This window comes from Burkholderia alba, from assembly GCF_034721475.1.
Taxonomy (GTDB): Bacteria; Pseudomonadota; Gammaproteobacteria; order Burkholderiales; family Burkholderiaceae; genus Burkholderia; species Burkholderia alba.
The window spans coordinates 1-22,979 of sequence record NZ_JAWJWL010000030.1; the positions used below are offsets into that span (position 1 = coordinate 1).

Below are 22,979 nucleotides of genomic sequence, written 5' to 3' on the forward strand. Positions count from 1 at the left end.
AAATGCACCTTGATGCGCCCGAGCTTGTCGGTGTAGACCTCCGACACCTGCGGCCCCACCACCGTCGCGCTCTGGATGCCCGGCACCTCCGGCCGCTTGGTCACGAGCAGCGGCCGGTACGGCTGGTCGTCGGCCAGCGCGCGGAACTTCACCGCGACGTTGCGCCCTTGCGACGTGCTGTCCGGGCCGTCCTGGACGAACGACAGCTCGCTGCCGATCACGTAGTAGCGCCGATTGCGCGAAACCGCCGGATACCCGGCCAGCGTGAAGGCGCGGCCGGTCGCCAGGCTACGCGCATTGGCCTCGCCGATCAGCACGCGCGCATCGGCCTGGAACGCCTCCAGCCGCAGCCGCGCGAGGCGTTCGCCGTTCTGCTGATCCTGATAGCCGGCCGCGTAGTCGTAGTATTCGAGCGGCACGCCCGACAGCGCCGGCTCCGGCGGCGTCTGCGCATCGCTGTCCAGACGGTTCGACGGCACCCAGTAGTTGAAATCGCGCAGCGCGACGTTGTTCGAGCGCACCCGCCGCGTCCGCTGCAGCCGCTGCACCCCTTCGCGCCCCTGGATCGCCCGCGCTTCCTCTCCGTCGGGCAGATATTCCAGCTGCCCATACGGAAACGGCAGATCGTCGAAACGCTGCGTGTCGGACATCACCACCACGTGCCGGTCCGTCTCGTGCTCGATCCAGAAGTAGATGCCCTCGTCTTCCAGCAGCCGCTTGACGAAGTTCAGGTCGCTCTCCTGGAACTGCACGCAGTATTCGCGCGGCTCGTAGGCGCCTTCCAGCTCGAAGCGATAGTCCGTGCGCCGATGCCCCTGGAACACCTGCTCGACGATCTCCGGCACCGTCAGGTTCTGGAAGATCCGGCTGTTCCGGTTTTCCTCCAGAAACGACAGCCAGCTTCTCAGGTCGAGCGTGTAGGTGTACTGCCCGCTCAATTGGCCGGTGTCGTAGCCGCCGAAGATGTTCATGCTGAAGGTCCGTACCGCGCCGCCGCCCAGGTCGATGTCGGCCGACAGCGGCGTGCCCAGCAGCGCGTCGAAGTCCAGCTCCGGATCGCGGCTCAGCACGTCGAGCCGGTACGACGGCTCCCGTGAAAAATGCTCATGGACCGTCAGGCCGAGCGCGATGCAGCTCGGGGCCAACGCGTCGCTGCGCAGTTCGATCAGACGCATGCAGGCTCTCCCATCAGTTTTTCACCTGCATGCCGAGTTTCTTCAGATCCACGCCCACCTCGGAGTAACTGACGCCCGTGTAGGAGTAGGCGAAGCNCGAGAAGTTCTCCTGAACCACCAGCGCGAGCGCGATGCAGCCCGGGTCCAGCGCATCGCTGCGCAGTTCGATCAGACGCATGCCGGTTCCCCCTTCGATCCCGCATCCGCCTGCACATCGGCTGCGATCGCGACGACGTCCGCCGCGATCGCGCCGGCGGGCTCGGCCGGCACATGCACCGCCTCGGCGATCGGGTCAAGGTCGTCGTCGAAGGCGAGCGACAATGCATCGCCCGCCGACAGCCGCACCGTCCGAAGCACGCGGTTTTCCGCACGCGCGGCCAGCACGCCGCGCGCGACGGCGGGCATCACGTGCTGACGCAGCAGGTCGCGCACCGCGCGGCCGTTGGCCGGATGGCGCGCCACCGCCTGCGCGATCCAGCCGGCGACGTTATCGTCCGCGCGCCAACCGAGCGCAGTCTGCGCCAGGCGCTGCCCGATCTCGTCGAGCGCCTGCCGCGCGATGCCCGTCAGCGCATCGAGGTCGAGCGGGCGGAACGCGACGATCTGGATCCGCGCCAGCAGAGCCGCGGAAAACCGCCCCTCCAGCCGCTCGCGCACCAGCGCCTCGAGCTTCGCCTGCGATACCTGCGGATCGGCCTGGCACGCCGCCTCGATCTCCGCGTCCCCCAGATTGGTGGTCAACAGGATCAGGCTGTTGCGAAAGCTGATGCGCCGGCCTTCGCCGTCCTCCATCCAACCCTGGTCGAACACCTGGTAGAACACTTCGTGAATGTCCCGATGCGCGCGGTCGAACTCGTCGAGCAGCAGCACGCTGTACGGCTTCTTGCGGATCGCCTCGGTCAGCCGCCCGCCCTTGCCGTAACCCACATAGCCCGGCGGCGCGCCCTTCAGCGTCGACGCGGTATGCGCCTCCTGGAATTCATTCATGTTGAACTGCACGAGATTGCGCTCGCCGCCGAACAGCAGTTCGGCGAGCTTCGCCGCCGCCTGGCTCTTGCCGGTGCCGGTCGGCCCGGCGAGCAGCATCACGCCGAGCGGCCGCTGCGGATCGTTGAGCCCCGAATGCGAGACGTGCAGCGCCTGCGCGATCGAGCGCATGCCGCCCGCCTGCCCGTGGATGCACTCGCCGAGCGAGCGCTCCAGCTCGACCATCCGCCGCGCTTCGTCGTGCGCGAGCTGCGTGACCGGCACGCCGGTCCATTCCGCGAGCACTTCGGCGACCACGTGCTCGTCGACCCACGGTCGCACCCACCGGTCCGCGTCGCCGTGCGCGTCCCATTGCGCGGCGCCGTCCTGCGCCGCCGGCGATCCCGCGACCGCGTTCATGCGTGCGAGCCAGCCTCGCACCTCGCCGCGCTGATCCTCGACCACGCTTTCGAGCGCGCGCGCCTGCAAGCTCAGGCGGTCGCGCCGCGCTTCCAGCTCGGCTTCGTCGCCCGGCGTCGACACGCCCATGCGGCGGTCGTTGGCTCGCCATCCGAGGGTCTGCCCGATCGCGAGCACCTGCTGCTCGAGCCGTTCCAGCTCGGCCGGCGCGCAACTCTGGCTCATCGCCACCCGCGCGCAGGCGGTGTCCAGCAGGCTGATGGCCTTGTCCGGCAACTGCCGAGCGGGCAGATAGCGGCGCGACAGCGCCACCGCGCTGCAAAGCGCGGCGTCGACGATCTGCACCCGATGGTGCGCGGCGAAGCGCGGCGCGATGGTGCGCAGCATGTCGACCGCCGCCGCGTCGTCCGGCTCCTCGACGGGCACGGCCTGGAACCGCCGCGTCAGCGCCGCGTCCGGTTCGATGTACTGCTTGTACTCGGACCAGGTGGTGGCCGCCACCATCCGCAGCTGGCCGCGCGCCAGCATCGGCTTGATCAGGTTCGCCGCGTCGCCGGTGCCCGCCGCGCCGCCCGCGCCGATCAGCGTGTGGGTTTCGTCGCAGAACAGGATGACCGGGCTCGGCGCGGCGAGCACCGCGTCCATCACGCTCTTCAGACGCTGCTCGAATTCGCCGCGCACGCCGGCCCCCGCCTGCAGCCGGGCCAGATCGAGCGCCCAGACCTGCGCGCCGAGCAGCCCCGGCGGTACCGCGCCGGCGTGGATTTTCTGCGCGAGCGCCTCGACCACGGCCGTCTTGCCCACGCCGGCCTCGCCGACCAGGATCGGGTTGTTCTGGCGCCGCCGCGACAGGACGTCGATCACGGTCCGCAATTCGTCGTCGCGCCCCACCACCGGGTCCAGCTCGCCGCGCGCCGCCTGATCGGTCAGGCAGGTCGCCCACTTCGCGAGCGCGTCGTCCGGCGCCGGCCCGTCGGCGGGCACATCGCCGTCGGCCTGCGACGGACTCTCGATGGCCTCGGGCCAGCCCGCGGCCAGCGCCTCGTAGCGCTTCACGATCTCGTCGGTCGACGCCTCCGTGATCCCTTGCGGGATCCGCTGCCGGAGCCAGCGGCGCGTCAGATCGTCGTCCAGCCAGGACAGCAGCAGATGACCGGAGCGCACCTTGCCCGACGGCGCGGCCACCTGGCTCCAGATCACGGCCGGACCCACGCTGCGCTCCAGCGAGCCGGAAATGTCCCGCAGCGATTCGCCGCCGACGTCGAACGCATCGAGCGCCTTCTCCAGCCGGCGCTTCACGTCGCCGACGTCGTGGCCCCATTCGGCGAACAGCTTGGCCAGGTCGCTCTGCTCGCGTTGCAGCAGGCAGAGCGCCCAGTGATCGAGATCGATGAAGGTGTGCCGCCGCGACCGGCCCAGCGCCGTGGCGTCCACAAGAGCCGCATAGGTGGTGCGGCCGAGACAGTTGAAAATACGTTCGCGATTCACGTCTAGTCCCGAAAAGTTTCGTAGATGGTCAGAGTGCGCAGCGCATGATTCGGCCGAGACCACGCATCGACGCCGATGCGCATGCGCCCCACTTTCCCCGCCAGCTCAGGGCGCGTGCGCACCTGAACCTTGATGACGGGATCGATCCTGCCGTCGACGAAATCCGTCGCGACTGCGCATACCGCCATCACAGCCGCCGATCGGCGTTGCCAACGGTAAAACTCGTCGGCCTCTATCGGACCGATCACGATCTCCATCGAATGCTGCACATCCCAGATCCGCGCGCCGAGCCGCCATGCGCCCACTCGCCGCCCGCCGCGGGGCGCGCACGGCACCGGAATCCAGCGGCCGAAGCGCGGCGCGACGCGCAGCGGCACGCCGAAATAGCGGGCCAGCACCCGCTGCAGGTCGGCCAGCGAGCGGCGCGGCGCGCAATAGATGCCCGGAAACGCGCACCGGCATGCGTGCGCGTGATCCGTCGTCGCATCGCGGCGGGACGGCGCGCTCGCGTTCGCCAGCGCAGTCACGCGCTCGACGAACGGATTGCGCGCGCGTTCGTAGCCGAGCACCGGATGCATCGACGACCACGCGATGTAATGCAGCCACGCCAGATCTCCGCACGCGACGTTGAGAAAGCGCTCGAACGCCGCGTTGCGCTCGAAGCGCAACTCCTGCATCGCGTGTTCGGTCACATGCAGCGGCAGCGGACCGTACGGGGCGAACAGGCCGAAGTGACGCTGGATCACGCTGACGCGCGGGTGATCGTCGACTTCGATCAGACGCGGCAGATCGACCTTCACCCGATCGACCTCCGTGCTAGCGAAGCGCATGTCGGCCGACTGCTCGATGCGCAGCCAGGCCGGACTGCGGCGCACCCGCCGCGCCGAGCCGCTCCGCTCGCGCTCCAGCACCTCGACCCGGCGCATCAGTTCGAAGAAGGTCCGGCGGGGCGTCAGCGCCTGAGCGACGCGGGCGAGCTTCACGACAGCCTCCCGCTGCCGGCGGCCGTGTTCAGATGCGTGCTGACCGGTTCGCCGTCGAGCTTGACGACGACTTCGACGCCGTCGTTGAGCGTCACCGCCTCGGCGAGCGCCTGCGCGAGCAGGCGCCCGAACAGCCAGCCGCCGCGATCCGCGTGCGCCGATTCGGCCACGTCGATCTCGACGCGCATCGCGCGTACCAGCGCGAGCGGCGTCGCCCGGCCGGCGGCGATGAAACGCGCGCCGAGCTGCACCGAGCGCAGGCTGTCGACGCGCTGCCGGTCCAGCGCATCCTCGTGATTGATCGCGAGCAGCAGCTGTTCGACGACGCGCGCGGTGATGTCCTGCGATCGTTCGCCGTTGAGCGCGAGCGGATTGCGGCCGAGATGCGACACGGCTTCCCAGCACGCGTCGACGGCCGGCATCCCGCGCGGCGTGCTGGCCGGCCACAGGCATTCGATGCGCCGCACCGCCACCGGATCGAGCAGGCTCAGCTCCGCGTCGAGCAGCGCCGAGGGCCGCCAGTCGCGATCGGCCACCAGCGCCTTGCCGGCGATCGACGCGATATCGTCCAGTTCGACGGTATCGTCGAAGGTCGACACGGCAATCAGATCGTGGCTCGCCAGCGGATCGAAGCGATCGCGCCGCGCGCCGTCGGCGAGCAGCGCGTTCTCGCGCCGCAGGCTGTAACGAATCGCCTCGCCCCGCGCTTCGTAGCCGCCCGTCTCCAGCACCGAGCGCGCGGCATGCGACTTGCCGTTGCTTTCGCACACGCGCACCTCGGTCAAACCCCACAAGTGATGCGCGGCCGGCGACATCCGGTCCACCGGAATCCACTGCTCGGTCAAATTGGCGTCGTAGGGAACCGGATCGAAGCGCTTCGGATACAGGTTGATCGCGGGCGTCGCGAACAGGCGGAACTGGCTGGCGTCGACTTCGCCGACGAGTCCGTTCGGCACGTGCTGCAACGCAAAGAACAGTTCGAACGCGCGCGCGGTCGGATCGGCCGAGGAGATCGCCGCGAGCGCGTCGAGATAGACGCCGAGCAGACGGGTCGGCTGCGCGAAATACTCGCGCAGCAGCCGCAGGCCGGGCAGTCCGCCGAAATCGGGCGGCAGGAGCGCTTCGGCGTCGTCGACGCCGGACAGGCGGATCCCCGCCATCGGCAGCGTCAGCACCTCGTCGCCGCGCGAGGTCGGCACCACCGCGTACCACGCGCTGCTGGATGCGAGCAGCGCCTGATGAAGCGCGTACGCACGCGGCAGATCGCCGGCCAGGCTGAGGTGCAAGGGCTCGAATCCCGTTTCGCCGCGCCCCAGCTCGCCGATCGTGGACACGCCCTCGAGTTCGAAACGGAACCGCAACACCGCCTGCGACGACGCCAGGCGCTGCGCGAGCAGCGTCGGCAGGCCGTTCAGGCTGCGGCTGCACTCCACCTTGGCGAGGCGCAGCGGCAGCATCGTCACGTCCCGCGCGGTGGCGAACGTCACGGGCAGCTTGCGCCCGGGCAAACGGGCCGCGACCAGCGAGCCCTTCGGCAGCGTGCTGCCGCGAAACGCTTCCGGCGAATCCAGATCCGGATGAAAGGCAAAAGTCGTCAGCGCGGGCGTCGCGCCCATGAATAGCGGGCAGACACGCCCGAGCGCCTGTTGCGCGAATTCCGCGCATTCGCGATCGAGACGTGTCTGCACCCGTGCCGACAGATAGGCTACGCCTTCGAGCAACCGCTCGACAAACGGATCGGTGACCGCATCCGGATGCAGGCCGAGCGCCGATGCGACCTGCGGATGCTCCTTGGAAAAGCGGGCACCCGCGTCGCGCAACTGGCGCAGTTCATCGTTGTAATGGTCCAGGAAGTTCATGATCGTTCGCAGTTCATCAATCGCCGACCAGACTGAAAAATCCGCTCAGGTAGTCAAGCGCGAGGCTCACCCTGATCTCGGCTCCATCGTCGCGAGCCGTCGTCAGGATGTCGAAGTACAGCGTCTGCGGCGCACGTCTGCCGCCGCCGGCTCTCGGCCGCACACTCGTTCGCGTGCTGTCCACGCGCGGCTCGAACCGGCGCAGCACTTCGCAGATATGCGAAGCCGCATGCACCGGATCGATCCGGGTGGCGCCGGCCGCCTGCATCGGCGGGCAGCCGTAGTTCAGCACCGAATGCGCCACAGGGCTGTTGTCCGGCGCGCCGATTCGCGCGCCGCGCAACGCACAGTTCATCAGTTCGACCAGGTGATATCCCACTACCTCCTGGAGCGAATCCCGGCGAAACCGCCTCGACAGCTTGTTGTAGAGATGCGCGCTCACATGCGTATTCCCGCGTGTTGCGTCCTAGGCCGCAACACGATCCATGGTTTGCTCGAACAAGAAGACGCTGGGTCCGATCAGATCGGCGCGTTCAGCTTGAGGTCGTAGCCGGCCTTGATCACCGCGCCCATCGTGCCGTCGTTGCGCTGCTCGCGGTACTCGAACTCGATCTGGGCGAAATTGACCTTGATTTCATCCGTCGGCAGCACGTTGTCGACTTCGCCGCTGCCGTGACCGAGCAGCGAGAACGGCATGTTGCCGAGCGTGCGGAACGACGACACCAGACCGCTCGCGAACGTGATCGTCAGGAATTCCTGCTGCCCCTTGCCCGATTTGCGGCAGATCAGCTTGGCGCTGGCGATGTGATCGCCGGTCGCGCACATCAGGAACAGTTTCGGCGACGCCTTGTTCGACACCATGCGGAATTCGAAATCCTTCATTTCGACCTTGCCCGCACCGCCGCCGCTGCCAAACCCCCAGCGGCCGGAGTTTTCTTCCGCCCACTGCCAGCTCTGGATCTGGATCAGACCCGGATATTGCTGATCGGTCGACTCGCCTTCGACGCCGTCGATCTGCAAGAAATAATCAACCAACGCATTTGCCATTCTCAGAACTCCTAAATTACTTTAAGAAGACCAACTAACCCACCGTGTACACACCGATTACCGCCCGGCGCCATCAGCCTCGATGCCGCCGGGCGACGCCTCGAAGGCCGCCGCCCGAATCGCGATGCGCGGCAGCCGGCCGGCCGTCGCCGGTCAGCTCGCCGATTCCTGCTTGGTCGACGGCAGCTTCGAGACCAGCCGGAGGGACACGGTCAAACCCTCCAGCTGGAAATGGGGACGCAGGAAAAACTGCGCGCGATAGTAGCCGGGGTTTTCCGGGATCTCGTCGACGACCACCTCCGCCGCGGACAGCGGGCGCTGCGATTTGGTGGTCTCGCTCGAGATCGACGGATCGCCGTCGACGTAATTCATCAGCCAGTCGTTCAGCCAGCGCTGCGTATCCTCGCGCGACTTGAACGAGCCGATCTTGTCCCGGACGATGCACTTCAGGTAGTGCGCGAACCGGCAGGTCGCGAAGATGTACGGCAGGCGCGACGACAGGTTGGCGTTCGCCGTGGCGTCGTCGTCCTCGTAGATCGCCGGACGATGCACGGTTTTCGCGCCGATGAACGCGGCGGTGTCGGAGTTCTTCCGGTACACCAGCGGCATCAGGCCGGATTCCGACAGCTCGTGCTCGCGGCGATCCGAAATCGCGATTTCCGTCGGGCAGTGCAATTCGACCTCGTTGTCCTGCGACGGCAGCACGAACTTCGGCAGCACCTCCACCGCTCCGCCGGACTCGACGCCCCGGATCTTGGTGCACCATCCGTAGGTCTTGAAGGCACGCGTGATGTTCGCGCCCATCGCATAGGCGGAATTGGCCCAGCAGAAATCTTCCGCGCGATCCGGATCGACCTTCTCCTCGAAGCCGAACTCCTCGACCGGCTGCGTCTTCGGCCCGTAAGGCACCCGTGCCAGAAAGCGCGGCAAGGTCAAGGCCAGGTAGCGGGAATCGTTGCTCTCCCGCAGACGGCGCCAGAAGGTGTACTCGGTCGACGTGAAGATCTTGGACACGTCGCGCGGGTTCGACAGCTCGTTCCAGTTGTCCATCTGCAGCAGACCGGGCGCGGCCGCCGCGATGAACGGCGCATGCGCGGCCGCCGCGATCTTCGACATCTCGGTCAGGATCGACACGTCCTGCATGCTGTGGTCGAACTCGTAGTCGCCGATCAGGCAGCCGAACGGCTCGCCGCCGAATTGCCCGTACTCCTGCTCGTACACCATCTTGAAGATCGGGCTCTGGTCCCACACCACGCCCTTGAAGCGGCGCAGCGTCTTGCCCAGATCGGATTTCGACACGTTCAGATAGCGGATCTTGAGGTTCTCGCTGGTATCCGTGTTCGACACCAGATAATGCAGCCCCCGCCACGCGCCTTCGAGCGCCTGGAAGCGCTTGTTGTGCAGCACCTGCGTGAGCTGGCTCGAAATCTTCTTGTCGAGTTCCGCCACCAGTTGCTCGATGGTCTGCGCGACGTCCTCGCGCACCACCACCCGGCTGCGGCGCGCATAGGTCAGCAGCGTTTCGACCGCGCTCTGCACCGCCTCGGCGGCCTCGTTGGTGCGCGGCCGGAACGAGCGGCGCAGGATGCCCTTCAGATCGTCGTCGAGCGGTTCGTCGACGACGATGCGTTCCGCCGACGGTTCCAGCTGATTGAGCGTGCTCATTTGACCTCCTGGGGCGGCGCGGCGTCGCCGGACGGTCCGGCGGCGTCCGCCGGCGCGGGTGCGGGGGCTTCGTCATCCGCCCACTTCGAATTTTTCAGCAGCTCGTGGATCAGGTCCTCGGCCGCCGCCTTCCCATCCATGTAAGTCAGCAGCTCCTTCAGCCGATTGCGCGCCTCGAGCAGCGTGGACAGCTCCGGAATGCGCTTGACGACTTCCGCCGGCTCGAACGAATCCATCGACGTGAAGTTCAGGTCGATCGGGATCAACGTGCCGTCGTCCGTCAGCACATTCTTCACGTGGTAGCTGAGCGACGGCGCGATCTGCGCCATCCGTTCGTCGAAGTTCTCGACGTCGATCTCCGAGAACCGGCGCTCCTCCACCGCGCCCAGCGGCTCGACGTTGTCACCCGACAGATCCGCCATCACGCCCGCCACGAAAGGCAGCTCGACCTTCTTCTGCGACCCGTAGACTTCGACGTCGTACTCGATCTGAACCCGGGGAGCGCGGCTTTCCCCGATGAATTTTTGCCCGTCCTTCTGACGCACCATGGCTTTCAGCCCTCCTCATAAACACATCGATCATTTGACGGATCCGACGGGACGCCCCAACTGGGCCGCCAGCGCCGCTCCCTCTGGATACAGCTCCGCCATCACTTCCTCGAAACCCGCGCCCAGCATGCGTTGGATGCGCGATAGAAAAATCGGCGCGGGATGGCTCGGTTCGTGAATCCGGAAATATTCGGCTACGCGCTCCAGCACGGCCTCGACGTCCTCTCGCGTCGCCAGGGCGGCGCCGGTGTCTCCCGGCGGGCCGCGCCCGGCTTCCACCACGGGCGACGGCGGCGCGGCAGGCGCTGCCGAGCCCGTTCCGGCAGGCGACGCCCCCAATCTGGACAGCGCCCGGCCGAGCAGATCCATCACCCGCGAGATCTCGAACGGTTGCCCGGCGACTCGCATCGATTCCGTTATTTTTAAAAAGGAATCCTGAATGTCATGCAGAACACTATGTGCTTTTTCTTGATAATCCCGATCGTCCAGTATCGCGGCGGCCTCGCCGTTCGCCAACGCGGCCAGCGTCACGTCCCGCCCCTCGAATCGCGCACAGCCGAATTGATGCGCGAACTGCGGCCCGGCAATCCAGCCGAGTTGCAGCGCGTGGATCTCGCCGGCCGACTCGCCCGGCAGCGCGCGGGGATGAATCTCGTCGGCGGGTGCGCTCATGACGCCGGCGAGCAGCCTCACGCCGTCGGCCAGCCCGGACAGCCCGCGCCGCACCATGCAGGCCCGGATGTACCAGATCGCCACGCGGATATCCTTGGCCTTTTTCAATAGCACCAGGCAGGCATTTTCAATAGGAACCCATTGAAAGGCGCCCTCGCCTTTTCGCTGCGGCGCATTTCCCACCGAATCGTATTCACAAATTGCCGCATCGATCCGGACGAAATCCTCGTCGAAGTCCAGTGCATCGGGTTCTGGCGGCGATTCGACCTGTCCACCCTCGATCATTACAACTCCTCGAAATTACCAATGATATTGACGTCTCATTCAGTCACGGCAACGCGCATCAAACAAAATTTGACGAATGAGACAAACGTCTCTATATTTAAACCCAAGGCCATTGGTGCCACGCACAAATCGACCGCAGTCTCCGCCAAAAACTAGGACGTAACCAGTTAATCGACGAGACGATTATCGCGATGCAAAAACGGGGCAATAAAAATCGATGCAACACCCTCCACCCAAAATACGTCAAGCGTACTTTCGGCGGTAATTTGTTACTAGATGTATCTGAGCAGAATGCATCGACCAATAAGGATTCACACTGCCGGCCCCTGGAAAGCGAGCAGCAGATGGTACGCCGCATGGGCGTCAGATCCTTGCAGGTAAAGGCCTGGGGCCCACTTGAAGCAAAATGGACACAGAGCCATACTCAGCATTCAAACGACAGCGTGCAATCGATTCCAAATATCGATAGAGGGGTTCCCTGTTAAATGTGATCGAACTGAATACCTTGCATCAGGGGCAAATATAATCCCTCGTCCTTATCAGTGCAAGCTGAAATTAATCAATCCTTCTGCATGATATTCGACCAGATTCCTCATTCTAAAATGGGTAATGGCGTCGATGGGATCGTTTCCACATGCACAATCAGATGCGTAGTTAACTGTTTTAGCAAACAATCATCGGATTGAATTTTCAGAGTCCTCAATCGAACACCAATAATCAACCGAGGCCACGCAATCAACCGATTGGTTAGCAAAATTTCCTTCTAATTAAATGTAATAAGTAAAATTTCCCCGTTTGACCAGCCCGCATTGCGCGAACGGCCGCTCATATCCGACGACATCTCTTCCATCCATTTACTTGGCGCCGCCCGGTCGATCATCGACACGACGCCGATCGATGCCTTCAGGATTTACCGGCCCCGCCAAATTAATCTGCAATCCAAATCAATCAAGCGATGCTGAAATGGACGCTTGCACCCCTTCACGGGGTCAATGCTTCATCGTCCCGGTTCGCGCATCACTTCTTCCAATTTGAGTAGGACTGCCATATATTTGGGCAACCGAATCCCACCCTCCTCGAGCGCGACTCGTCCGGTTCATCGCCTTCGGCGCATTGAGCTTAGAATCCGACGCGCCCCCAACCTCATCGCGAGTCATCACCATCATGAGCATCGGATTACGCAACGCGCGCATCGACATCCTGCGCGGCCTGTCGATCCTGCTGGTTCTGCTGCACCACTTCAACATCGCCTACCGACTGGACGACACCACGCTGGCGCATGTGGTCGGCTGGGAAGCGATCCGCGCCGTGGCGCGCAACGGCAATTACGGCGTCACGATGTTCTTCGCGATATCGGGCTACCTGATCACGTCGAATGCGCGGGCGCGCTGGGGCGAACTGGCGCGCGTCGATGCCCGGCGGTTTTACGGCCCGCGCATCGCGCGCATCCTGCCGTGCCTGCTGTTGCTGCTCACAACCGTGAACCTGCTGGCCGCCGCGCGCGTTCCGATTTTCCAGAATCATCCGCAGTCCGGCATCGAACTGTCGTTCTGGCTCGTGAATGCCGCATCGCTGACGTTCTGGATGAATGTGCTGATCGGCCACGCCGGCTGGTTCAACTACGCGCTGGGCGTACTGTGGTCGCTATCCGTCGAGGAAGTGTTCTATCTGGCCTTCCCGCTGCTCTGCATCGCGCTGCGGCGCGACGCGCGCCTCATCGCGTTCTGGCTCGTCATCATCGCGATCGGGCCGGCGTACCGTTTCATGCACCAGGGTGACGAGAGCGAATTCCTGTATGCGTACTTCGCGAGCTTCGACGGCATCGCGATCGGCTGCTGCACCGCCCTGCTCGCGCAACGCGTCAGGCTGCACGGCAGCATGGGGCGCTGGCTGCAATTCGCCACGATCGCGGCGATGGCCGTGCTGTATCTCGCCGCGCCGATCGCGCAGACCCATGTCCTAGGCGTGACCGCCATGGCGCTCGGCACCGCCGTGCTGCTGCTCGGCGCGCACGGCGAGCCGGCCGGACCGATCGCGGCGCGCAGCCGCATCGCGCGCGCGCTCGCGTGGTTCGGCGGTCTCAGCTACGAGCTATACCTGTTTCACCTGATCGTGCTCGGCGCGCTGCGCACCTTCTACGCGCCCTCGGCCACGCACGGCGATGCGAAACTCGCGCTGCTGGCCGTCTTTCTCGCCGGATCGGCGGTGCTCGCCGCCGCGATCGCGCGAGGCTTCGCGGAGCCGCTCAACCGCTGGCTGAGACACCGCCTCGCGGGTGTGCCCGCCCGCATCGCCGCGCAGCGGGGCTAGCGCCGATACCTCGGCGATATGCGCCCCCCGGCATGCGGGGCGCGCGCCGCTTTGCCGTCAGGTCAGAACAGATACATGCCCGCGACGAAGACCACGCCGGAGAACAGCAGCGTCGTCACGCAATACCCCATGATGTCGCGCACGCCGAGGCCCGCGATCGCCAGCGCGGGCAAGGCCCAGAACGGCTGCGCCATGTTGGTCCACGCCTCGCCGTAGGCGATCGCCATCGCCGCCTTGCCGAGGTCCGCGCCGAGCGCCTGCGCGGCCGGCATGATGAACGGTCCCTGCACGACCCAGTGGCCGCCGCCCGAGGGCACCGCGAAATTGATCACCGCCGAACTGAGGAAGGCGAGCAGCGGAAAAGTGTGCACGTTCGCGACGTCGACGAACCCGTTCGTGATCACGCCGGCCAGACCGGAGTGATCCATCAGCGCCTGGATGCCCGCGTAGAACGGAAACTGGATCATGATCCCCGATGCGCCGCGCGCCGCCCCGGCCACCGCGCGCGCGTAGGCCATCGGCGTCCTGTGCAGCAGGATGCCGGCCGCGAGGAACACCAGGTTGACCGTGTCGATATCGAGCGAGAAGCCCTTCTGCGCGAAGCGCACGCCGATGAAAACGAAGCACAGCAGCGCGACGAACACCGACAGCAGGCGGCTCTCCTCCAGCCGTTCGGCGAGCGTCGCATCCGGGCCGAGCTTGCGCTCGACGCCCGGCGGATCCTCCAGCAGCTTCGGATCGACGGTCACGACATCCCCGGGCTTCGGCATCATCATCCGAGCCAGGAACGGCAGCATCACGATCAGGCCGATCGTGATGAACGCGTTGTAGCCGGTGAAGATCGTCTGCGATACCGGGATCAGGCCGACGGTCTTTTCCATCGGGTTGCCGTGCGTCGCGGCCACCAGCGGAATCGACCCCGACAGCCCGCCGTGCCAGCTCAGGAAACCCATGTACGCGGACGCGACCAGCAGCCGGTAGTCGGTGCCGGGCACGCGCCGCGCCACCTCGCGCGCCAGCATCGCGCCGAGCACGAGGCCGAAACCCCAGTTGATCGCGCAGGCCAGCGCGGCGACGAACGCGACCAGCATCACGCCTTGTCCGGGCGTGCGCGCCGAGCATGCCAGCGCGACCAGCAGCCGCTTCACCGGCCCGGAGCTGGCAAGCGCGTGCCCGGTGACAAGGATCATCACCATCTGCATCGAGAACGCGAGCAGATTCCAGAATCCGGAGCCCCACAGCATGATCAGCTGCGCGGGCGTCTTGGGCGTGAGGCCGAAGGCCAGGGCGAACGTCGCGATCGTCAACAGGATCGCGAAGATCAATGGATCGGGCAGGACGCGATGCACGACCTGCGTGAAGAAACCCGAAATGCGCTGAATCAACTATGTGCTCCTCGTCTCGTCATTTATTCGTTTGCGAGTCCGCGCGCGGCACGCCGGCGCGGGGCGGGCGGATTCTTGCATAAAACCGCCCGGTCCGCGTCAAGGCGCCGGCGGCGGTCCGTGTGCGATGTCAACGAAGGAAGAGAACGCGCGCGGCATGGCGGCGCGCCGATCCGGGCGAAAGGATCGCCGGCCGGTGCGATGCGGCGGCGACGCGCCCGGCGCCATAGAGCGCGGCATCGCGGCGGGCGGTCCCGCCGGCCGCGCCGTTCAGCCCAGGGTCTTGAGCCGGTGTTCCGCGCGACGCGTCGCGAGCTTGAAGGTCGACACGGAGCCCGCGACCGCCAGCAGGATCGGGATCAGGAAATCGTGATTCACGCGCGTGAATTCGAGCAGCAGCACCACGGCGGTCAGCGGCATCTGCATCGACGCCGCCAGGAACGCCGACGCGCCGACGATCGCGAAGGCACCGGGCGACGTGCCGGGCCACGCCAGGTTCCACAGGCCGCCGAGCACGAGCGCGAGCAGCGCGCCGTTCGCGAGCCCCGGCGTGAGCAACCCGCCCTCCGCGCCGGCGCGCAGGCTGCCGGCCGTGATGGCGACCTTCAGCACGAGCAGCACCGCGGCGAGCCCGATGCCGAGATGGCTTTCGAAACTCAGCTCGGCCGGCCCCTTGCCGTTGCCGAGCAACTGCGGAAACCGGATCGCCAGCAGCCCGATGATCGCGAAATTGAGCAGCGCGAACACCGGCAGGCGCCAGTCCTTCGGCGCCGCGGCGCGTGCGCGCGCCGTCAGCCGCGTGAAGCCGTAGGCGGCCGCGCCGAACAGCGGCCCGAACACGGCCGACCACACGACGAGCGACGCGCTCAACTCGAGCCCGGACACCCGGTACTGATGGTCGTTGCCCAGCCCGATCCACGCGACGACCGCCGCGATCGCCGAGGTGGCGACGGCGGGTACGAGCGCGCGCCAGCCGAACGTGCCGAGCAGCACCTCCAGCACGAACACCGCGCCGCCGAGCGGCACGTTGTAGACCGCCGCGAGCCCCGCGCCCGCGCCGCACGCGACCATGATGCGGCTGTCGGCGACCGACAGCCCCACGCGGTGCGACAGCCATCCCGCCCACATCGAGCCGATTTCGCGCGGCGCGACTTCGCGGCCGAGCGGCGAGCCCATCGCGACCGTGACGATCTGCAGCAGCGCATGCACGGTCGTGCTGACCACCGGCATCCTCGGATCGTCCGCCTTCATTGCGTTGCGGATGCTGACGAGCGGGCTGCCGTAGCGATACAGCGCCCACCAGCCGCCGCCCGCGACGATCCCGCAGCCGATCAGCACCAGGAAGCGGCGCAGCGGCGTGGTGTCGGTCACCCCTTGCAGGAAGCTCTCGCTGCCGATCACGTGCGCGGCGCTGTAGCCGTAGGCGACGTGCTGAATCCAGTGCAGCAGCAACGCGAGCAGCATGCCGCCGAATCCGGCGCCCACGCCGGTGAGGAGCGTCACGACCGCGAGCGCCGCCAGCGAACGGCGGACCGGCCGCGCGACGCCCGTGCGTTGGACGGACGAGGAGGAGGAGGAGGCGGAGGACGCGGACATGGCGGCGATCGGTCGGAGATGAGGATGCGCCGCTCGGACGAGCCGAACGACGCTTCAGGATGGCCGTGATCGTATGCCTCGTCAAACTATGAGGCAAATTGATTTTTCTACTGAATTAATGTGCTTTGAGCATGAACCGAGCGAGGCAACGCCTCGCCCGGTATCCGTCCGGCAATCGGCCCCGCGCCGACCGGCAGCCCGGCTTCGCTCGCCGGGCGCGGCCGGGATGCCGGCACGAAAGGCCGCACCCGTCCGGCTGCCGAGAAAGGCTCACCCCCGTCCGGACACGCCTGCCGGATAGCCGAGCCGCTCCGGCTCGCGGCGCATGATGACCTCGCCGCCGCGAATCGACAGCTTCGCCTTCGCCTGGCGGCGCACCGCCTCGTAGTCGCTGTCCGCGTCGAACACCAGCAGATTCGCCGGGCGGCCCGCCTCGATCCCGTAGCGCTCGCCGAGATGCAGCGTCTTCGCGCTGTGGTCGGTGACGAAATCGAGGCTGCGCTGCAGATCCTCGTAGCCCATCATGTGGCAGATGTGCAGCCCCGCGTCGAGCACGCGCAGGATGTTGCCGTTGCCGAGCGGATACCACGGATCCTGGATCGAATCCTGGCCGAAGCATACGTTGAGCCCCGCGCGATCGAGTTCGCCCACACGCGTCACGCCGCGCCGCTTCGGGAACGTATCGAAGCGGCCCTGCAGGTGGATGCTCTCGGTCGGGCACGAGACGAAGTTGATCGCCGAGCGCTTCAGCAGCCGGAACAGCTTCGAGCAGTACGCGTTGTCGTAGGAGCCCATCGCGGTCGTATGGCTCGCCGTGACGCGCGGCCCCATCCCGCGCACCCGCGCCTCCTCGGCCAGCACTTCGAGAAAGCGCGAGTGCGGATCGTCCGTCTCGTCGCAATGCACGTCGACGAGGCAGCCGGTGCGCTCGGCGAGATCCATCAGGAAGCGGATCGAACTGACGCCCTGCTCGCGGGTGTTCTCGAAATGCGGAATCCCGCCGACCACGTCGGCGCCCATCGCGATCGCCCGCTCCATCAACGCGCGGCCGTTGTCGAACGACTCGATGCCCTCCTGCGGGAACGCGACGATCTGCAGGTCGATCAGGCCGCGCGCCTCGTCCTTCACTTCGAGCATCGCCTCGAGCGCGGCCAGCGTCGGATCGGTGACGTCCACATGCGTGCGCACATGCTGGATGCCGTGATCGCGCAGCATGCCGATCGCGATGTGTGCGCGCGCCTTGGTGTCCTCGTGCGTGATGGTCGCCTTGCGCTGACCCCAGCGCTCGATGCCCTCGAACAGCGTGCCGCTCATGTTCCAGGCGGGGTCGCCCGCGGTCAGCACGGCATCGAGGTGGATGTGCGGTTCGACGAGCGGCGCGATCACCAGCTGGCCGTCGGCATCGACATCCTGTTCGCAGGCGGCTGCGCGCGCCGCCTGCGGGTCGACCCGCGCGATCCGCGCGCCGTCGAGATCGATGGTGAACAGACCGCTGCGCTTGCGCAGCGTCGCGTTGACGATTTTCATGACAATTCCTGTCGTTGAGTGTCCGACATGCGCCAGGCCAGCAGCGCGACCGACGCGTTCAGCCGGAACTGCGGATCGGCGAGCGACTGGCCGGATTGCTGCTCGATGCGGCGCAGCCGGTGGTTGAGCGTATTGCGGTGGATCGCCAGGTGCTCGGCGGCCTTGATCGTGTTGCCATTCTCCTGCAGCAGCGCCTCCAGCGTCTCGATCAGCATGGTCGGGTGCTTGCGGTTGCTGTCGATCAGGCTGCCCAGCGTTTCCTTCACGAAGCTGTCGATCAGTACCGGATCGGGGATCGCGGCCAGCAGCTTCAGCACGCCGAGATCGCTGTAGTCGCACAGTCCCTTGCCGGGACGCATGCTCTCCGCGACACCGAGCGCCTGGCGCGCCTCGATCAGCGCGCGACAGTAGTGGCGTGCCGCGCCGACCGTCGCCGAAATGCCGATGTACAGCGTCAGCGCGCCGATCTGCCGGCCCAGCAGCAGATGCAGCGCGGCGAGCATCTGCTTGCCCTTGCGGAACTGCGCGTCGTCGCACGGCATCAGCATCACGAACAGCTCGCCCTGGATCACGAGCGGCAGCGCATCCTCCTGCTCGCTGCCCCACTCCTCGAGGTGCCGCTGCACCGTCAGCCGCGCATCCTGCAGCAGCGCCTCCGCGGCGTCCGGATCGTGGCCGTCGAACAGCGCGGACACGCCGGCCAGCCGCAGCGCCACCACCCGGCGCGGGCGGTCGAGCCGCAGCTGCAGGTTGTGCGCGCGATGGTTTGCGATGTCGATGCTCGGGTAGTCGCCCGTGAGCAGCTGGTTCAGGATGTCGCGCTGCGAGCGCAGCGTATTCTCGTGCCGCACCAGCGCCGTGCCGATCAGCTGGGTGACGATCACCATCTTCAGCAGATACGGCTGCTCGATGAGCGGGATGTCCAATTCCTGCGCGAGCGCGATCACCGAATCCGGGATGCGGCGGATGAACGCCTCGCCCGTCAGGATCACCATGCCCGCGATGCGGCTCTTCGCGCCCTCGCGAATCAGCTGCAGCAGGTTCTGCTCGTCGCGCGGATGGTTGATGCCGGTGACGAACACCAGTTCGCCACCCATCACCCAGTCGGCGATGCCCTCGTTCTCCGCGACGTAGTACCAGCGCACCGATCGAGGGATGCCGCGCTCCCCGGCGCGCAGCGCCAGTTCCTCGAGGCCGGGCAGTTGCAGGATTTCGCCGACGGTCAGGCTCATCGGCTCACTCCCCCTGGGCCGACGGCGCGCGCGACAGGCGGGCCGTCAGTTGCACCAGCACGATGTAGCTGAGCGACGACGCGGCGATCCCGACGAGCGGCGCGATCCACGGCGACGCATAGGCGAGCGCCGCGCCGATCGCATAGGCGACCAGCCCCGCGGCATTGAAGCGCGGCAGCCGCGCGCACGCGATCGCCGGATAGCGGCCGCGATGGCGATACCAGAAATCGGCCATGATCACGCCGCCCACCGGCGGGATGATCGAGCCGAGCAGGATCAGGAACGGGATCAGCATCTCGTACATGCCGCCGATCGCGAGCACGATGCCGATCGTCGCGCCGACCAGCGTCAGCGTGCGGCGGCGCTCGGTGCGCAGCAGATGGCAGCCCGCCGCCGACACGTTGTAGATCGTCGGCCCCTGGATGGTCCACAGGTTGAGGCACAGCATCACGACCGCCGCGATCGACAGCCCCTGCAGCATCATCACCTCGACGATGTCGGGCTGCTGGTAGACGATCGCGCAATAGGCGCCGGCAACGATCATCAGCCCGTTGCCGACGAAGAAGCCGATCAGGCTCGCGATCACGGCGGTGCGGCCGTTCGGGGCCAGGCGGGTCCAGTTGGTCGCCTGCGTCGCGCCGCTCGCGAAGGTGCCGAACACCATCGTGATCGCCGCCGAGAAGCCCATCGGGTGGCTCGGCACGATCCGCTCGAGCCCTCGCCAGCCGCCGATGTCGCGCGTGGCGATCCACATCGACACGACCAGCAGCACGAACATCAGCGGCACCGACACGCGCGACAGCGCATCCATCCCGCGATAGCCGATGATCGCGGTGATCGAGAAGCCCAGCCCGAACAGGATCATCAGCGGCGTCGTGACGCTCGCCGGCCAGCCGAGCAGCTTGACGAGCACGATCGCGACCGTCGCCGTGCCCCATGCGTACCAGCCCAGCTCCGCGAAGCCGAGCAGGAAGTCGGACAGCTTGCTGCCCACCTCGCCGAAACAGAAGCGCCCCATCAGCACCGAATTCAATCCGCTGCGCGACGCGATCAGCGCGAGCGCCGCCGCATAGATCGCCAGCAGCAGGTTGCCGATCACCGCGATCCACAGCATGTCGACGACACCGAACGCCACCCCGATCTTGCCGCCCGCGAACATCGTGCCCGTGAAGAACGTGAAGCTGAGCAGCACCATCGTGATCGACAGCAAGCCCTTGCGCGCTTCTCTCGGTACTTCGCTTAATGAAAATTCGCCTTGTTTTGTCATCGTTTTAATCCCCAGCGTTTCAGCGCAAATGGTGACGGGTGACGTGCTGCGATCGCAGTACACGGCCTGACCGCGCATCGCATGCCATGTCGTGAATCCCTGAAATTAGGCGAAACGCTGCAAGTCGAACGATCGAAACAGTTCAAGATGCACTACGTGGAGGGGCTTACTGGCGGTCAGGCCGCCATTTTAATGTGCAAAGCGCTACGCCTTGAAGCGGTAAATAAATCCGGTGCAAGCCGCGCATGGCTTCGTTTGACGAATCGCAATACCGGCGTCGATTTAAAAAGGACGGGCGGCGGACGCCGCGGCACATCCATCGCGTCAATGCACGATCGGACCGGATCGCATGCCGGCCGACGTCACGCGCAAGGTCGGCCCGGGCCCCTGCGGGCCCGAGGCCACGGCCCTTACACCATCACGCTCGGCACGCGTCGCGAGACAACGCCGGGCGCGCCGCCCGCCGGACGAAGCCTATTGGCCGAAGGCGTTTCGCTCGCCCCCGGCCTCGCTTCCGCGGGCCGGAACGGGCGGCTTACGGCAGCAGGCGATCGAGCAGCGGCGACGAAAAGATCCGATGCGGATCGTACCGGTTGAGCGTGTTGCGCGCGGCATCCCACCCGCTCGCGGCCGGCTGGCCCTCGCGATGGAGATTGGGAATCGTCGTGCCGAGCATGGTGTCGTCATCCCACGCGGCCGTGTCGGTATAGCCCCAGCCCTTCGACCATTCCGGGCGCAGCGTCGCGTACGAGCCGGTGTAGTTCGACAGCATCCACTGCTCGACTTCGCGATAGAACGTGTTCGCGGACGGCGTGCCGGGCAGCGTCAGAATGTCGAACCAGACGGCGACGGTCCACTCCGGGTGATCCGGCCGGGGCTTGAGCGCGGACAGCGACGCGGGTACCGCGCCGGCGCCGGCATCCGCCGGCTGGTCGAGCCCCGTCACGCGGATCTCGAGCGGACCGTTCATCGGATATTCGCCGCGCGCCTTGTACACGTCGACGCGCTGCTGATAGAACTGCACAAACTCGTGGATGACGCGCTGCACGTCGGCGTAGCGCGCGAGCACCGCATAGCCGTTCGCCGTGACGCGCAGCGTCGTCGGGCGGATGTACTGGAGCACGGTGCGCGACCAGCCCCAGATATCGGCGCTCAACGTGAGCCCGAGACCGGCGGTCGCGATCGCCAGCTGGGTTTGCCCGAACAGCGGCGTCAGGTAGCGCTCGCCGCCGATCACGATGCGCTTGATGAGATCCGACAGCGACTGCGGAATGGAATCCGAGAACGGATAGTTGTACGGCTTGGTGACGGCGCGCGACAGGAACGGCTTGCTCGGCGTCGGCGTCCAGACCTTGAGCCACGGGCTGGCGGTCTGCGGAAACCAGATCGCCTCCATCCGGCCCGACCGCTCGAGGAACGACGCGACCGTCCGGCCGCGCGAGCCGGCGGAGGCGAACAGTTCCGAGGCCGGGATGTCCACGAAGCTCTGGCAGCGCAGCCGCTGGTTCGGACCGGCTTCGAGCGTCACTTCGACGATGAATGCGCGGCCGACGTGCGCGAGAAACGCGCCGATCTCCGGATCGGTCCGCTGAAACGTGCGCAACCCGTAGCGTTGCTTGTCCGGGTCGAACACCACTGCGGTCAGCGACAGCACCAGATTGCTGAGCGACCCATAGGTATGGCCGGGTTGCGGCGATTCGCCCGTCGCGGGCACGGCCGTGCCGTGGGCGCCGATCGCGAGCGCCCCGCCGAGCGTGATATCGCCGGGCGCCGGCGCGGCCGTCACGCCCAGGTTGTATTGCTCCAGCGTGGCAAGCAGCGATTCGAGCGACACGCCGGTTTGCGCGGTGACGCGCGCCGGGCTCGACGACGTATCGACCGCGACGGCGGTCAACGAGCGCGTCGTGTCGAGCAGCACGACCTGAGCGGGTGCGCCGCCCGGGGCGATCGTCAACGGCGACCAGTTGTGCATGTGGCCGCGCGGCCGGATGCGGAACCCGTTAGCGCGCGCCCAGTTGACGATCGCGACGACATCGTCGGCCGAGCGCGGCGCGGCGGTCCACACGTTCGATACGGCAATTTCCCCGCTCCAGTTCTGGAAGGCCTGCTTGTAGAGCGCGATGTCGGCCGGAAAGTCCGGCGGGGTCGGCAAAGCGGTCTGCGCGTGAGCGGCGATCTGGTAGATCGGCGTCCATCCCGCGACGACCCCCGCGGCGGCAAGCTTGGCCATGTCGGACAGGAATGCCCGGCGGGAAGGTTCGGATTGGTCTCGCATTGAATCGGTCATTGATTTTTATCTCTCGATTTGTTCTTCATTGTGAATGTCCGGATCGGATTTGGCTGCGCCATATCGGCAACCTGATCGACAATCAGTCGCATGAAATTCCTGGAATTGATCAATCGGATTGTTTATAAAAACATGCCGAATCGACAATTGACGAACCCATCGCCATCCAATCGGACAGGCCCGGTTTTAATGCAGTCGCACCGGGGAGTCAAGGCGAACGTCATGGTCAGACGGGCAGGCATCGCAGCCCTCTAACTTCGGAAAATG

Annotated in this window: 16 protein-coding genes; 1 reads left to right on the plus strand and 15 read right to left on the minus strand. The window is 66.3% G+C overall.

All coding sequences use genetic code 11. The annotated features are described in order from the left end of the window. From RZR99_RS26860 to RZR99_RS26900, 9 genes are all read right to left on the minus strand, one after another. Positions 1-1,175 (minus strand): type VI secretion system Vgr family protein (locus RZR99_RS26860; RefSeq protein ID WP_323122816.1); only part of this gene is annotated, 1,175 nt, incomplete at its 3' end. Between the two features lie 168 nt (positions 1,176-1,343). Beyond that, positions 1,344-4,049: a type VI secretion system ATPase TssH gene (tssH, locus tag RZR99_RS26865; RefSeq protein ID WP_323122817.1), complete on the minus strand. Its 2,706-nt coding sequence runs from the start codon at positions 4,047-4,049 to the stop codon at positions 1,344-1,346. 2 nt (positions 4,050-4,051) lie between these two features. Further along, a complete protein-coding gene (tssG, locus tag RZR99_RS26870; RefSeq protein WP_323122818.1) occupies positions 4,052-5,032 on the minus strand; it encodes a type VI secretion system baseplate subunit TssG in 981 nt (326 codons plus the stop codon). Then, entirely contained in the window at positions 5,029-6,891 is a 1,863-nt protein-coding gene (tssF, locus tag RZR99_RS26875; protein WP_323122819.1) for a type VI secretion system baseplate subunit TssF, read from the minus strand. Before tssF ends, tssG begins: the two co-directional genes overlap by 4 nt. A 16-nt stretch (positions 6,892-6,907) precedes the next feature. Then, on the minus strand, positions 6,908-7,333 hold the full coding sequence (locus tag RZR99_RS26880; RefSeq protein WP_323122820.1) for a GPW/gp25 family protein: 426 nt from the start codon (positions 7,331-7,333) through the stop codon (positions 6,908-6,910). Positions 7,334-7,410: 77 nt separating this feature from the next. Then, positions 7,411-7,938, minus strand: coding sequence for an Hcp family type VI secretion system effector (locus tag RZR99_RS26885; RefSeq protein ID WP_323122821.1), 528 nt, complete (start codon positions 7,936-7,938; stop codon positions 7,411-7,413). 153 nt (positions 7,939-8,091) lie between these two features. Further along, a complete protein-coding gene (gene tssC, locus RZR99_RS26890) occupies positions 8,092-9,603 on the minus strand; it encodes a type VI secretion system contractile sheath large subunit (RefSeq protein WP_323122822.1) in 1,512 nt (503 codons plus the stop codon). After that, a complete protein-coding gene (tssB, locus tag RZR99_RS26895) occupies positions 9,600-10,151 on the minus strand; it encodes a type VI secretion system contractile sheath small subunit (protein WP_323122823.1) in 552 nt (183 codons plus the stop codon). Before tssB ends, tssC begins: the two co-directional genes overlap by 4 nt. Before the next feature lie 30 nt (positions 10,152-10,181). After that, positions 10,182-11,108 carry a type VI secretion system protein TssA gene (locus RZR99_RS26900; RefSeq protein WP_323122824.1) on the minus strand — a complete coding sequence of 309 codons (927 nt, stop codon included), beginning with the start codon at positions 11,106-11,108 and terminating at the stop codon, positions 10,182-10,184. A 1,164-nt stretch (positions 11,109-12,272) separates the two neighbouring features. Between RZR99_RS26900 and RZR99_RS26905 the strand changes: the two genes are divergently transcribed. Continuing rightward, positions 12,273-13,418: an acyltransferase family protein gene (locus RZR99_RS26905; RefSeq protein WP_323122825.1), complete on the plus strand. Its 1,146-nt coding sequence runs from the start codon at positions 12,273-12,275 to the stop codon at positions 13,416-13,418. Between the two features lie 62 nt (positions 13,419-13,480). Here RZR99_RS26905 and RZR99_RS26910 read toward each other — a convergent pair whose 3' ends face one another. The 6 genes from RZR99_RS26910 to RZR99_RS26935 form a co-directional block, all read right to left on the minus strand. Continuing rightward, entirely contained in the window at positions 13,481-14,803 is a 1,323-nt protein-coding gene (locus RZR99_RS26910) for a TIGR00366 family protein (RefSeq protein ID WP_323122826.1), read from the minus strand. 270 nt (positions 14,804-15,073) lie between these two features. Continuing rightward, a complete protein-coding gene (locus RZR99_RS26915) occupies positions 15,074-16,399 on the minus strand; it encodes a chloride channel protein (RefSeq protein ID WP_323122827.1) in 1,326 nt (441 codons plus the stop codon). Between the two features lie 270 nt (positions 16,400-16,669). Next, on the minus strand, positions 16,670-17,926 hold the full coding sequence (gene codA / locus RZR99_RS26920) for a cytosine deaminase (RefSeq protein ID WP_323122828.1): 1,257 nt from the start codon (positions 17,924-17,926) through the stop codon (positions 16,670-16,672). Next, positions 17,923-19,158, minus strand: coding sequence for a PucR family transcriptional regulator (locus tag RZR99_RS26925; RefSeq protein ID WP_323122829.1), 1,236 nt, complete (start codon positions 19,156-19,158; stop codon positions 17,923-17,925). The genes codA and RZR99_RS26925 overlap by 4 nt, the downstream gene beginning before the upstream one ends. A gap of 4 nt (positions 19,159-19,162) precedes the next feature. After that, entirely contained in the window at positions 19,163-20,425 is a 1,263-nt protein-coding gene (gene codB / locus RZR99_RS26930; RefSeq protein WP_323122830.1) for a cytosine permease, read from the minus strand. 535 nt (positions 20,426-20,960) lie between these two features. Further along, entirely contained in the window at positions 20,961-22,700 is a 1,740-nt protein-coding gene (locus RZR99_RS26935; protein WP_407655506.1) for a cholesterol oxidase substrate-binding domain-containing protein, read from the minus strand. Between the last annotated feature and the right edge of the window lie 279 nt (positions 22,701-22,979).

Coding starts and splice junctions, on each gene's coding strand:
- tssF (WP_323122819.1), bottom strand. CDS start 6,891: ATGAACTTCCTGGACCATTACAACGATGAACTGCGCCAGTTGCGCGAC.
- RZR99_RS26885 (WP_323122821.1), bottom strand. CDS start 7,938: ATGGCAAATGCGTTGGTTGATTATTTCTTGCAGATCGACGGCGTCGAA.
- tssC (WP_323122822.1), bottom strand. CDS start 9,603: ATGAGCACGCTCAATCAGCTGGAACCGTCGGCGGAACGCATCGTCGTC.
- tssB (WP_323122823.1), bottom strand. CDS start 10,151: ATGGTGCGTCAGAAGGACGGGCAAAAATTCATCGGGGAAAGCCGCGCT.
- RZR99_RS26900 (WP_323122824.1), bottom strand. CDS start 11,108: ATGATCGAGGGTGGACAGGTCGAATCGCCGCCAGAACCCGATGCACTG.
- RZR99_RS26905 (WP_323122825.1), top strand. CDS start 12,273: ATGAGCATCGGATTACGCAACGCGCGCATCGACATCCTGCGCGGCCTG.
- RZR99_RS26915 (WP_323122827.1), bottom strand. CDS start 16,399: ATGTCCGCGTCCTCCGCCTCCTCCTCCTCCTCGTCCGTCCAACGCACG.
- codA (WP_323122828.1), bottom strand. CDS start 17,926: ATGAAAATCGTCAACGCGACGCTGCGCAAGCGCAGCGGTCTGTTCACC.
- RZR99_RS26925 (WP_323122829.1), bottom strand. CDS start 19,158: ATGAGCCTGACCGTCGGCGAAATCCTGCAACTGCCCGGCCTCGAGGAA.
- codB (WP_323122830.1), bottom strand. CDS start 20,425: ATGACAAAACAAGGCGAATTTTCATTAAGCGAAGTACCGAGAGAAGCG.
- RZR99_RS26935 (WP_407655506.1), bottom strand. CDS start 22,700: ATGCGAGACCAATCCGAACCTTCCCGCCGGGCATTCCTGTCCGACATG.